Annotated in this window: 1 protein-coding gene (running past one end of the window); it reads left to right on the top strand. The window is 56.7% G+C overall.

Features of this window, described 5'->3' with window-relative positions; genetic code table 11:
• Positions 1-15,292, top strand: partial view of a matrixin family metalloprotease gene (locus SH528x_RS17715; protein WP_442511798.1) — the 3' portion only. Its footprint begins 12,182 nt before the window's first position; the window shows 15,292 of its 27,474 coding nt (coding positions 12,183-27,474); its start codon lies off the left edge, out of view; it ends in the stop codon at positions 15,290-15,292.

The following is a 15,292-nucleotide window of genomic DNA, read 5'->3' as shown; positions in this document are numbered from 1 at the left end:
CGTCACACTCGCTGCGGGCAGTGCCGTGACGGCCGGTGCCGAGTTCTCCGACCCGAACACCCCTTTGCTGACAGGTGCGCAAAGCAACATCTCGATTACGTCGCCCCACGAAATGCTGCTTCACGGATCCGTCACATCAAGTGGTGACATGGCCTTTTCGGTGGGCGGCCACAAGTACAACTACGCAGCGTACTTCCAGCAAATCGCGAACGCTGATCCCAACCACTATCTGTTGGGCCGGGAAACGTTCGGCATCTTGATGACCGGGACGCTCACGACACTCGGTGCCGATTCAACACTTGAGTTGGCTGCGATGGAAGAGATCATCATTCGTGGGAACATGAATGTCTTGGGGGCAGATTCCGATCTGCGGATACGATCCGATGCGTCGATTTATCAGGAGGGTTTCATTCGCGTTCAAGATGAAGTCGAAATTCGCGGCGGCTATGACGAGTTGGGGCAAAGTACCAGTGGCGCGGATGCCCTCGGAAGCAGCGTCTTTATTCATGAAACATCACGAATCAGCACTTCTCAGCCTGAGAGCTCCATCGAGATTCACGGCGCGCAGGATGTCGACTTGCTCGGCAACGTCGTTGCCGGTGGCGAAATTGGTCCCCTGGGTGTGACCTGGACCGGGATGGATGCGTCCGTCCACGTGTCTGCCGGACAACAGGTCTTTGTGGACACGGGGTTGCTGGCTACCGATACCGTGTCCGTTCGCGGCGGCGTTGCCGGGACTGACGATGACGATCTTGGCGTTTTGGTTCAAACTGCCGGTGGAGTATTCTCAGCCGGACTGGGCTCGGACGAGGCAGGAGGAGTTGTGGAAATCTACTCCGCCAGCGATCTGGAGATGATGGGCAACTTGGTCTCGGGTGGCGACGTGACCTTCGTCCGTGATGATGACGGCCAGATCATCGATCGGTTGTACGATTGGTCCGATCAGCCTTCGAGCGTAACGATCGAGGCGCTCGGGTTAGCCTTCATTGGCGGCACAACGACAAATCGTCAAGGCGAGACGGTGCAGACCGGGGGCTATGTGCGCGCGAACGATCACATCCATGTCTCGGGTGGTGCGGACGAATCCGGAATTGGCGTGTTGGTACATGCCGCAAGCGAATTGGTGACACAGTGGCCGGCGAGCTCGATCGAAATCGACGCTGCCTCTGACGCAAACATTCAAGGCATTGTCTTTGCCGGTGGCGAAGTTGTTTACCAGCGTGACGCGGAAGGCATTTACCAGGGACGTTCGCTCCGCGATTTCGGTGGCGACTCATCGATCGTGATTTCCGCCGATCATCAGATTCTTCTGGGGACAGAGCTTCGAGCTGGCAGCAAGATCGAGCTGTCCGGCGGACTGGATCCACTCGAGCCCGATCCGATCGACGGATCGACCAATCACTCGGGCAAGGGAATCGTGCTTCTCGGTTCGGCAAGAATCTCAACCTGGGCAGAAGACAGCGAGATCAATTTGAACGGTGCCGGGCGAATCGACATTTTGGCACCGGCACACACTCAAGAAATCGTCGCCAGTGGATGGGTGCCCGCAGCCAATGGGCAATTGCAAGAGGACGTGACGATTGAACTGGTGTTGGACAAGATCGACCGTCGGATCACGGGCACCGCTACGATCAACGCGGCCGATACCGTGAATAATGCTTCGATGGAGGATCTGCTGGAAGACCTTCAAGCGGCGCTGGAGTCTGGCGACTATGTCGATGACAAAGGTTTGCCGTATTCCGATTTTTGGGACGATCCGACGACACCGCTGTCCGACCCTGACATGCGCGTCAAACTCCGCGACGGAAAACTACTGTTTGCAAGTCCCTATGCCTTCCAAATTCTCGACGGTTCCACCAACGGAGCGGTCCTGGGATTCGATTTAAGCGGCGGTGATCTGGTTTCCAGCTTGCCATATGCGGTTGATGCGTCTGCTTCCGGTTCACAGGTCACCATTGGCTCGCTTGCCGGACCCAATGACAAGCTTTACATCGCGGGCAAGGTTCGCGCCGACGAGCAGATTCGTCTTTTCAGTGGCACCAGTGCAGACGGAGTCGATATTGACTTGGATTACACTGGTCTCCTGGAGACGCTCAACGGGTCGATTGAATTTGACGCCGGCGTCAACGGCATGATTCGCGGCAGCGTTGTTGCCCGTGGTGAGGGGGCCGACGTCCGAATCAGTTCGGGGCAGACACTCGCGATTCTTGGTGATCTGAAGGCTGCCGACGATGTTGAACTGGCCGCCGGTTCGATGGTCAATCCCGGCGAGAGCAGCATTCTCATCGAATCGACTAGCGAGATCGTCTCCTTCGGTGGATCCGGCGATGGCGAAATTTTGATCCATGGCCTCAATGATGTCGTGGTCAATGGTGATGTTGGGTCTGACAGCGTTGGTTTGCAAGTGCTTCGCATCGAATCGGAGGCAGGCGATCTGGTTCTCGCGGAACAGAGCGGCTGGATCGAAACCGATGCTTCCGTACAGCTGCGGGGACAAGACGTCGATCTTCTCGGCGTCTTGAAGAGTCATGGTGTTTCCGCTGAAGGCGACTGGAAAGTCACGGTAGAAGCGCAGCAGAACGCAACCATTACTGGTGATCTTGAACTCGTCGGGTCAACTCGGATCCACGCGGGCCAGCACGTCGCGATCTACAACACCGATGTGATTGTCACGGGGGCGGACCAACAGCTCGAGATCAGTTCCGGCGATACGATCAAGTTAGGTGAGATCGGGATTGCCGATGGCCATCCAGAGTTTCCCGATGGCCAGCGATTCATGATGGGGGCGATTATCTCCGCCCCAAAGAGCGTGGAAATCGTCGCGGCGGGCGATGTCGAAATCACCTCCGGTGTCTCGGTCTTCTCCAACGACCACCAGAGCGTGTTGCGGGTTGCCTCTGCCGATCTGAACCTGGTCGGTTCCCTCCTTGCCGGTGCCGCGTTGGCGGGAGACGGTGACTTACTGTACACAGGGCAACAAGCCAATGTGAAGCTCAGAGCTACAGGACTGATCCAACTGGGTGGCGCTGCCTATGACGCAAACGGTGAACTGGCAGATTTTGGTGCAGCGATTCGAGCCACGGGTGCGATTGAAATCTATGCGACCGGTGACCACCAAAACCTAGGGCTCCAGGTTTCCGAAGAGAGTTCGCTGCAGACCGACGCCACCGGCTTGGGAACATTTACCGATATCGACGCGCCGAGCGAGATCCGCGTCGACATGCAAACGGGTATCCGCTTGTTCGGTGCAATAGAAGCTCGCGACGACGGGGCATCGATCGACATCGCGACCGAGGGGTTGCTGTTGGTGGATGGCGTTCTGCGAGCCGAACAGTCGATGCACCTCATCGGTGGATCGTCAGCGTTGCAGATTGGCCCCGGCCCGGATGCCGCTACGCAGGACGTTGGATTCTGGCTGACGAGTCTCATTCTGGCTACCGACGAGTTCGGCAACCTGATCGACGAACAGGGGCGTGCCATCGACAGCGATGGGTTCTTGATCAACGCCAATGGCGACTGGATCGACCTCGAAGGCAATCTCATTCCGATGGGTGAACGTCCGGTTCTTGGCGGCGAGAATCAACGTGTCGGCGGCGGTTTGCTCGAAACAGGTCCCGGAGGCGCCATCGCGATCGACTCAACCGCCGATGCGTGGTTATATGGCATGGTCGGTAAAGTCTATACCGCGGAGAATAACACCTTGGTCGTCGACACGGCGGAAGTGGACATCGACGCCACTTCGGGATCGGTTGACATTCACGACCTCGTCAACGCGACGCAGTCGGTCCACATATCCGGTCGTGATGTTAACGTCTTGGGCGACGCGGTCGTGAAAACGCGGGGAGAGGACGGCCGCATTTATCTGCACGCCGATGACGTGATCTTCGTGCAAAATTCGCCGGACGGAACCTCGCTTCGATCCTTAGTCGAAGCAGCGGAGCAAGTTCACTTGCATGGACAAGTGATCCAGATCGACGGCACAGTGCGAACCACCAACAACGACGGCGATGTCCTGTTGAACGCCGTTGATGATGTGCGAATTCGAGGCACGGTCACGGCATCGGGAAATGTTGCTCTCGCGGCGGGTGTTCCGCAGCAGATGACGCGGGAGCAACTCGAAAATTCGGCGCCAACCGTCGACCAGCTCGTCGGAGACGGCTCCATTACCGTTGTGGCGCAGGGTGTTTTGGAAGCGGGTGACACGCTGACACTCAGTGCTGCCGGAGATGTGACCTTGAGTTCGTTTGCAGTGTTGGCCGAAGGCCAGGTGACACTGCCGAGCCCGCACATTGTTCAGGAGCCACAGACGATTGAAGTCGTAACCGGTTCCCGGCAGGTGGAAGACGGCTTCATCGCCGTTCCTGAAATCCAATGGGTTAACACAACGGTCACGGAGCAAGTTGGCACCGAGGAAGTCAAGGTCGGATCGTACTTCCGTACGATGGACGTGGCGCTGACTCAAGACGGCTACTACAACGGTGCAACAAAACGCGAATACTTCGTCGAAAACTACGACTACTACAACCAATCGGGGCAGGGAAGCAAAAGCATCCCATGGTCGACCTATGGGCTGTCTTCGCCGTCAAACGATACGCAATTTGAAGATCTGTCGGACGCCCAGCGTGCTGCAGTCCTGGACCACTTGGGCTACATGCCGCTGTACGATTTCAGCTACAGCGATTATCGCGAGCGCGGATCCATTGACGGCGTGCCCTACGATAAGTCCGTCACGCCGTCTTGGGCGAACAACGGAACGTCGATCTACCTGGTGAACATCGCAGGATGGGACGACAAGTTTATTCGGATGCCGCAAGGGGCGCAGAATGACGTCTTGCGTCTGGTTTCGCAGGGTGAAGGCAGCAAGAGCCAAGAGATTGTCGGGCGGTGGCAAGACAAAGCCACGCTGAAATACACGCAAGACAAATCGTTCCGACAGGACAGTAGCGGAACGTGGCAGTTCACTACTCAAAGCCGGGTCGCAAATCGGACGGCTGAATACGTCTACAACGACTACGACAATAGCAAGGCACGCTGGAAGATCGACTACTACAGCGGCGGTAAACGCAACTTCGAAGTTTACGATGGTCGCACGGGTTCCGGTTCCGTTGCTTATGCCTGGACCGGATTGATCGAACCGAGTTGGCGAGACAATGATATTGCCGATAGTAATACCGTTACGACGGACAAGTTAGGCCGTTACGTGCTGGCACCATTGGGATTCACCGGTGATACCGGGAGCCTCTACAGCAGTGTAACGCACGCGACGCACAGCAATGTGACCGTTGGAACCTATCAAGAGTATTACCCGCACAACTACTACGTATCCAGCGGCACGTCGTCATTCTATGGTGCGTTCAATGTTGCCAAGGACTATGCGGACGCGTGGGGTTGGGGATCGAACTCGTATTTGGCTCGGATTAACAGCAGTTCAGAGAACTCAACGGTCGCCAACATTACGGGTGGACGCGCCTGGATTAACGCCTATGTCACCCTCGGCAGCCGCGATTTGGGCTACGTCACAGATATTGACTGGGACGGCTCAGGCAATGATTGGCATGTTACCTACAGTTCGTACCAGCCCTACTCCAACTGGGCCAGCGGCCAACCGGACAACGCAGGTGACGGGGAAAACTTTGTTGAGATCAACTTTGGAGGGCGGGGTAAATGGAATGATAACAACATCGACAATTACGGCGGCTACCTTCCCTATGTTGTCGAGTTCAACTCTTGGACGGATAACTTCCGGTACCTCAAGGAAACACAGTACGACTACCGATACCAGTGGGACAGCAACTGGAGAAACATCAGCGATACTCGACTGACGCTGAACTACCAGTGGGTTAGCAATAGCCATGATATCTATGACCAGCGTCCCAAGTTTGAAACCTACGACACTCAATTGAAGGTCGTCACGGAGAGGAATGTCACGCAGTGGCGAACCGAACTGATCTACGGTCAGCAAACGATCTTTACCACGGAACGTGTCTACGAAGATGATCCCACACTTTATAACTACGGCGAGTTCACGGACGCATCTCTCGTTGCGGGCAATCAGATCGCAATTCATGGTGGTCGAGATGTCACGCTGAGCGGATTGGCGGACTCGATGGGATCGATTGACGTGACTGCCGGCCGTGACTTTACCCTCGAAGGCAGTCTTCCCGAGGGTGCATTGGCCACCGATACGCTTGCCGCCAAGTCACAACTGCTTGCTCAGCAGAGCGTCAGTATTGTAGCGGATGAAGACATTTCCATCGCGCGATCCGGAATGCTGCAGGTCGATGACGGCGGTGTCGAAGTCAATGTGAGTGACATCGTCCTCGATGCCGGTGGCGACGTGATGCTCGACGGGGAGCTTTCTTCACGAGGCACGGTTTTCGTGCAGGCGGATCACGACATTTCAATCCGCAATGCGATTACCACAGGTGATACAATCACACTGTCCGCGGGCGAAGACGGCAGCGGTAACGTCACCATGGATATTCGTACCGAACTGACGGCATTGAACCACGGCAGCCAGATCGCGATTTCTGCTGGAAGTGGCGACGGTGACCTAACGATGGTTGGCTCGGCATTATGGGCCGAGGATTCTGTCACCTTGCAAGCCGGTGCTGGAGTGGTCTTCCACAGTGGCGGACGCATTCGCAGCGGCCACTTGACGGGCCTTGCCGCGAATGGCTTCACCGTCAACTCCGCCGTGGATTACGTTGACATCATCATCTCCGCTGCTGGTGACGTGGTCATCGATAACGAAGGTGATTTAGAGCTGAATCGCGTCCATGCGGCCGACGGACGGGTCTTCATCGAAAATCGCGGCAACCTGCTTGCCACTGACGTGGCGACCCTCGGATCTTCGGCTAACAATGGCATTGAGCTGATCACTCGCGAAGTCTTCCGGCCCAATCCAGTGAGTGGAGTTCTGGAGCGAATTTCCACAGGCGACATGCAATTGGTTTCTCTCGTCGCCGGGGTGCTCGGTGATGTCGTGCTGGACGTTCGCGGCGACCTCACGCACGTCGGAAATGTCGCATTACAGGCCAACCGGCTTGATGTGGAAGCCCGAACTGCTTCGCTGAAAACTGATGTCTCTCGACTGACGCTCCAGACAATCGCTTCCGGCGATGTCAGTGTCTCTCAAACGAGCAACCGCCCCCTCATCATCGAAGCGCTACGTGTCGCCGACGGTGCTATCGCGATCCAGGCCGGGGGAGATTTGACCGCGTCACGAGTGATTGCGCAAACCAATTCGCTGGGCAACGATATTTCGATTGACGCCGGCGGCAGACTGCAGATCGGTTTCGTGGGTGCACTTTCCCATGCCGCAACTCAAGACGATGCGGATGCGTTGAAGATGCAAATCATCAACGGGGCACTGCGGCAGGCCGGGCTAATCGAATACTGGCAACCGGACTGGACCATCAGCAAAGCGGAAGAACTTCGCAGCTTGCTGCTGCATCCCGATTTCTTCAGCAGTCTTGATGACCAGTACACCGAAGGTTCTTTGACCGCGGGGCAGGCACGTGCGATCTACCTCGCCGTGTCCGATACGATTCTTGCCGCCGGTGGCCTCGCGGTCCCGGCTGAACAGGCCGAAGAGGAAGCGTTCACGCTGCTGACACTTGAGAAATCGCTGGTGACTCATGTCGATGTCAGTTTGATTGCCGGCGACGGTATCGCACAGGACATCACGGATACGGATGCCGACGTGGTGGGTAGAGAAGTCAGCCTATTCACGTCCGTCGGTACGATCGATTTGGATATGGCTGCCGATGTGCTGAATTCGCAGGCCGGCGGCGGTATTTTGCTGCGAGACATCGACGGCGTGGAGGCCCAGGTATCCGGTCTGCAAATTAAAACCGCTAACGCGTCGACCGTGGTGGACATTGAAACGGCGGGTGCCCTCGACGTGGAGCAGGTGCGCGCCACTGCGGCGACCGGCGAGGTCGTGCTGCGTTCGCTCAACGACAACCTCGTTGTCAGTGGAGTGCCGGGGGATTCGGGGGCGGCAATTCAGGCTGGCGTGCAAGCCAAACTGATCGCTGAGGGACTCCTGGACGTTCGCGGCGGTGTTGCGGCGCCCAAGCATCTTGAATTTCTCTCCGGTGGCGCCTTCAAGAAACCTGCTGGTTCGGCGTTCGACCTGACTTCGGAAGTGATCTTGATCCAATCCGCCGAGTCGGTCGCGATTGATGGCGATCTTCGCGCCAGCGAGTTAGTGGAGCTGATCGCCGGCACGAACGTGACCGTCTTTGGTTCAATCGCGGGAATTCCAGGCATCAACAACGGTCGGCTCAATCAGTTTGCGGTGGAGGCTCGGGGTGAACGCGATGTTGAGATTGGATTCGTTGATGCCGACAGCGGCATGCAAATCTGGCTCGATTCAAACGATGTGGAATACTTGTACGACCCGACCACAGGAAACTTTTTCCAGCATACCGTCAACGATCGCTACGCGTTCTTTACCAACCGCGTGGTTGATGGAGAAATTGTCACGGCATTCTACTACGGAGCGTCGCCGACCGGCAGCGGCGACCTCTACACCTCGACCACCAATACAAGTCCGATTGGATCCAGCGAGCGTGCAAGCCTTGGCGATTTGTCCCGTGTCGTGATTCCCGTGTCGGTGGCGACCGTCGATGTTCACCCGAAAACAGAATTCCAACCGAGCGGAGTGATTGAGTTCCAAGATACTTATGTCGACGTATACAATCGTGTCAAGTTGCACGCTGCACGCAACATTCTGGGACGCCAACTCGGTGTCGCCCTGGATGGCCCCGATGGGGAGATTGACATCGCCGTTGGCGACAACTTGACACTGGACGCCGGCTCGACGCTTCGTGCAAACGACCGCGTATCGCTTTCCTCGACGTCCGGATCACTCTCTATCTACGGGCGGGTCGAAGGAGTCGGCGGATCCGCTACGGGGACAGTCGAGTTGTCGGCGTCGGACGACCTCTTCGTTTCCTCGCAAGCAACGGTCAACGCTTCGCAACGTGTTTCTCTGACTGCGGGTGATCAGTTGAATGGAGACCTCAATTTCAGCGTCACAGGAACGGGCGGCACGATCGAATTGTCGTCTGGCCAAGGCCTGGATCTGTCCAACTCCAACCTTGTCGCGAGAGATCGTGTCACCATCACAACTCAAGGAGATTTGAGACTCGGCACGGCCAATGTGCAAAGTTCAAGTGGCGACCTTCGCGAAGTGTCGCTTGTGAGCGGTGGGGATTTGACGGTCAGCAGTGGCGCTTTTCGAGCAACCGATTTGATCGAGTTGCGAGCTGGAGGAGCGTTGAACGCTGACCTGAATCTCACGGCGGGCGGTGCACTGGGGGCGATCGAAATCGAATCGGGACAGAACTTGGATCTCGGCACGTCAGTCCTCACTGCCGGCAGTCGAATCGAGGTTTCGTCCCTTGCCAACGTGGTCGTTACGGATGGGAACTTCCAGAGCTCCACCGGCGGTGATCTCGAAGAAGTGCTGCTAAACGCTGGTGGATCCCTGGCGGTGACAGGTGTCATTACCGCACGTGACCTCATTCAATTGCACGCGGACAATCAACTCGATGCGGACCTCAATTTGACTTCAAAGTCGATTGATATTCGCAGCGGTGAAACGATCGTTTTGTCCGGAGGAACGACGCTGACTGCCGGCGAACGAATCACCATCGTGTCGGCAAGTGACCTCCGCATTGCCAGCGGTGCCCTTCGATCAGCAGGCGACGCACTCACCGAGGTCGTGCTGGTTGCCGGCCAGGACCTCGATGCGGGCGATATTGCGATTCAGGCCACAAAATTGATCCATCTCGATGCCGGCAGGCATCTGATCGCGGACTTGAATCTGGCCGTCAATGGGGTGGGGGGAACGATCGACATTTCGAGTGGTCAATCGCTTGACGTATCGAACCGATCCCTGCAAGCGACGGATGTCCTGCGTCTCAGTTCGGATGGAGCGATTTTTGTGGATGGGGCTACCCTGCAAGCGGGCAACCAAATCGAGCTGTCCGCTGCTGGCGGCGGTATTGTAGATGAAAACAATGGCGTTTTAATTACCTATAACCTGATCGTCCACGCACGCAATGACGTTCAACTCCATACCGAAGTCGATCGTGCGACGATCGAAGTCACCGAAGCAGGGACGATAACCCTGGCCGAAACCGATGCGATCGTATTAGACCGGTTGATCGCCGCCGATGGTGCAATCACGGTGGACGCCGGACACACTGTTCAGGCGGGTGAGATTCAGATTCTGAATGATGCCGCTGGCCGCAACGTGACCGTCGCGAACACCGATGGCGACATTCTGGTCGACTTCATCAAGGTCGGTGGACTGCATGGACGAGTCACCCTCGATTCGGCCGGAGATTTGCGTGAGATTGATGACACGGACTTGGCGTTTGACGTCAGCGGCGCTTACGGAGCACTCAAGGCAAAAGGTAGAATTGGCAGCGTCGAGAATCCGGACTTGAATCTGGAGATCAATCTTGGCGAACAATTGTTGCTGGTTGGGGACGATCTCTTGGTCGATCAGATCCGAGACGTAGAGATCGATATTACGGTCGATGGTGATGCGTATATCAGCAGCGAAGGTGATGTGCTGATAACCAACCTGGTCATCGGTGACGGTGACGTTTATGTCCAAGCGGGCGGCGATATTCGAATCAGCTACCTGAATGCCGGGCTATCGGGCAATGTGACTCTCGTGGCCGGCGGTTCAATCTACGAAGCCGATGCCTTCGACTCCGCCGCAGACATCATCACCGAGAACCTCGTGATGACAGCTGGTGATCGCATTAGCGGTCATGGTGATCCCGATCTGGACCTCGAGACATTGATCTCCGGCAACTTGAACTTGACCGCGATGGGAGAATCAGCGCGACTCCATGACCTGGGCAATCTGCTCGTCGACTTCGCATCCATTGCCAATGGCTACCTGGAATTGTCCGCGGTTGGTAATTTAGGTCTGAACCAGCCCGTGGTCGCGCCGGAACGGCTGTCACTTGATGCAGGTGGCGTGCTGACGATCGCTGTTCCGGTGAGCAACACGCAGGCGGTGGCCCTTAGCGGCGCTAGTGCCGTCGTGCTCACCGCTGACGTGGCGTCTGAGGGAGACTTGCGAATCGCGTCATCCACAGGCCAAGTCTCAGTCAGTGGACAACTGACGTCGGTAGGGGACGTTGCGTTGGATGCTGCCGGGAAGATCACGCTATCATCCGCCAGTTCGATTACATCCGGCGGTACAACGTCAATCGCAAGCGACGACCTTGTTCAGAGCGATGGATCATTGGTTGCTGCGGAATCGTTAACAATTTCGGGTGACTCCGTCGTTCTCAACGGCGACGTCGATGGCGCATCCACCGTTTCCATTGAGAGCCTTGAGGACCTGGCGATTAATGGCACCGTCACGGCAGGTGATAATGTAAACATCATTTCTGGCGGCGATGCAACGATACTCGATTATATTGCGGCCACGGTTGGTGCGGTCACCGTCGACGTTGCCGCGGATCTATGGGTCAGCAGTACGATGACGTCTGCCGATCACTTGCTGATAGACGCAGCCGGCAACACGACGATCTCCACCACCAGCTCCATCACAACCGGCGGTGCACTGACCGTCCGGATCGGTGGAACGCTCGATATTGCTGGGCAGTTTGCTTCGGTCGAATCGATACTAGACGCGGACCTCAACATCAACATTCTCGGAACAGTTGTGTCGGCGACGGATGTCACGCTCAATGCGGGCGGTGACGCGACGATCAGCGGTGCAGTGACGGCAAACGACGGATCGGTCAGCGTTGACGCGGGTAGCCAGCTACTGGTCAGCGGCTCGCTCGAGAGCGGATCAAGCGTAACGATGATCTCGGGTGAATCGCTGACGGTCAAAGGCACTGTGACCGCCGCAACCGAAACGACGCTGACGGCGGGTGCGACACTGGACATCTCCGGCGATGTGCTGGCCGGAGACGGCATCCTGATAACGATCGCTGACAGCGTCACCGTCAGCGGCACGGTGACCGCCGCGACGGATGTCACGCTCAACGCGGGCGGTGATACAACGATCAGCGGCGCGGTGACGGCAACCGCCGGATCAGTCAGCGTTGAAAGTGGTGCCCCGCTGCTGGTCAGCGGCTCGCTCGAGAGCGGATCAACCGCAATGATCACTTCGGGAGCATCCCTCACGGTCCAAGGCACGGTGATCGCCGCAACCGAAGCGACGTTGACGGCGGGCTCGGCTCTGGACATCTCCGGCGATGTGCTGGCCAGCGACGGCATCCTGATGTCGAATGCTGATATCGCCACCATCAGCGGCAACGTAATCGCCGCGACGGATGTCACGCTTAATGCGGGTGGTGACATCACGATCAACGGCGTGGTGACGGCAACCGCCGGACCGGTCAGCGTTGACGCGGGTAGCCAGCTACTGGTCAGCGGCTCGCTCGAGAGCGGATCAAGCGTAACGATGACCTCGGGAGAATCGCTCACGGTCGAGGGCACGCTCACCTCCGCAGCCGACACAACACTGACTGCGGGCTCGACACTGGACATCTCCGGCGATGTGCTGGCCGGCGACGGCATTCTGATGACGGTTGCTGACAGCGCCACCATCAGCGGCAAGATGACCGCCGCGACGGATGTCACGCTCCACGCGAGCGGTGACACGACGATCAGCGGCGAAGTGACCGCGACCGCCAGATTGGTCAGCGTTGACGCGGGTAGCCAGCTACTGGTCAGTGGTTCGCTCGAGAGCGGATCAACCGCAACGATCACTTCGGGAGCATTCCTAACGGTCCAAGGCACGCTCACCTCCGCAGCCGACACAACGCTGACTGCGGGCTCGACACTGGACATCTCAGGCGATTTGCTGGCCGGCGACGGCATTCTGATGACGGTTGCTGACAGCGCCACCATCAGCGGCAAGATGACCGCCGCGACGGATGTCACGCTCCACGCGGGCGGTGCCACGACGATCAGCGGTGCAGTGACAACAGCCGTGGGAGTGCTCGATATCGACGCTGGCGGTAATCTCGTGATCAGCGGTACTTTGACCAGCGGCGAAAGCATGCTGCTGATCGCGGATTCAGTGATCTTGAGAGAAGCCGCTACGAATGGCTTGCTCGACCTGACCGCAAGGGAAATGGATATTGCGATCACTGGCGCAGTCAACGCTGCATCGGCCAATTTTCTCGCGGCGGGCAGAATCGATGACACTCTCTCCGGTTCGATTCATGTAATCGGCAAGACGACGCTGATATCGGGTGATGCGATCGCTCTGGACAGTGACAGCAACGATTTTGGTGCAACTCTCACGGGCTCGAGTGTCGGTTCCACCACGCTTCATGACCAGAACGACATTGACCTTTGCATTTCACCAGTAGGCGGTGCTCTAACGGTCAAAGCAGCGGGCGACATTACGATCAGCTGTAACATTGCCGCCAATTCAGTCTCCTTGGAGGCTGGCGGGAACATCGATGACACCGATGCTGGGACGCTGTCTGTCGCTACGACGACGGTATTGGTAGCGCGTACTGGTGATATCACCGTTGATAACGCGAACGACTTTGGCGGCACAGTCGTGATCAACGGCGGGAATGTGATCATTCGCGATACCAATGGCCTATTTCTTGGTGAAGTCACTACCAGCGGCGACTTGGACGTCGAAGCGTTGGGCGAGGTTGTCGTGACGGATGCAGTCGAGGTCGGCGGCGAACTCGTCAGCCGAACTTTCGTCCCGCCGCTGATCGCCGCAGTGGAGGTGCAGATCGAGGCCCTGATCGATGCAAGTGCGTTGACGCAGAAGAAGGCCGACAAGTTGCTGTTGAATCTGAGCAAAGGGCTTGAGGATCTTGTGAAAGGTGACAACAGCACTGCGATCAACGAGCTACGGAAATTCAACGAAGAAATTGAAAAACTCGTTGGAAAGTCGGAACTATCATTGGCAGACGCAGCCTCGCTGACCCAAGCGGCGGACAACATCATCTACGTGGCCGAAGTTTCCCTGCCGAAACTTGCGACGCAAGTGATAATTGCGGATGTCAATTCGCTGAAGGCCAACGGTGGCCTGGACGACGGCAAGGCAAATAAGCTACTGAAAGAGCTGCAGGACGCCCTTAGCGAATTAGACAAACTGCATATTAATCACAGCCGTGAAAAACTGGAGAAGTTTAACGATGAGGTTAGAAAACTCGTCAAGAAGGGCGATCTGTCGTCTGTCGACGGAGACAGACTAGCGGAAGCAATCGTCAAAGTGATCTACGATTCGTACGTATCCTTTCATCAAGCGGCGACACGGATGATCGTTGTGGATGTAGGATCGCTAGTTGCCGTCAGTGCGTTGGGCGATAAAGACGCTGACAAACTCGACGATGAACTACGACAAGCCATCGATGAGTTTGGTAAGTCACATCTCAATAAGGGTGTGGACAAACTCAACAAGTTCATTAACAGAGTGAACGATTTAGTTGGCGCCAATAAGCTTTCGTCAGAAGATGGAAACGCCCTGATTTACGCTGCCGATACAGTGATGAATGGGGCGCTGTCTGGTTCGGCGTTACGGACAGCAACGCCTTTCCGCGACCAGAGATCGGTCAACTCACTTACCAACGAACGTCTCATGCCAGTGTTGGACGAAGCCATCTCGGTCTGGATAGACGCTGGCGCTGATCCAGCTGCCTTCCATGGATTGAATGTGCAAGTCGCAAACCTTCCGGGATCTTTCCTGGGACTGGCTTTGGGAGAAAACGTCTTCATCGATATTGATGCCGCAGGGTCAGGGTGGCAAACGGAGATCGACGACGAATCGGTACTTGCATTCGCCCACTTTGATTTGCTTACGGTCGTCTTACATGAATTGGGGCATGTTCTCGGATTGGAGCACACCCGTCGTGATCACGATTTAATGTCCGCGAACTTGGCCAGGGGCTCACGGCACTTGCCCGAAACATTCGGGATGCCAGCGACACTCAAGACTTTGCGTTCTGCTTTACCACAATCGTCGCTATTAGAGTTGGCAACAATCTCGGATCACCGTGACGAGTTGGCCTGGGAGATCGCGCAATCGATCGTAGTTCGATCTCAGGAAGACGAACTGCAAAACGAGCTTCGGTGGGCGTTAGATGAGGTGCGAGAGACTGCGGCAATCGACCGAGTAATGAAGGAATTTGAGAAAGCTGCAGTTGAAGATTTCGACGCTAATCCACTGCCTGAGCAAGTTGCGCCGCTCGCTGATGATGCAGAAATGCGGCTGGATGCCCCGATGGACGACATAGCAAAGTGGTTCCTCGGTCGAGCATGGTGA

Origin of the sequence: Novipirellula methanifontis (genome assembly GCF_052161655.1) — a bacterium.
Lineage (GTDB): Bacteria > Planctomycetota > Planctomycetia > Pirellulales > Pirellulaceae > Novipirellula.
Note: the sequence above shows the minus strand (reverse complement) of the source record. Positions and strands in the feature narration are given on the sequence as shown.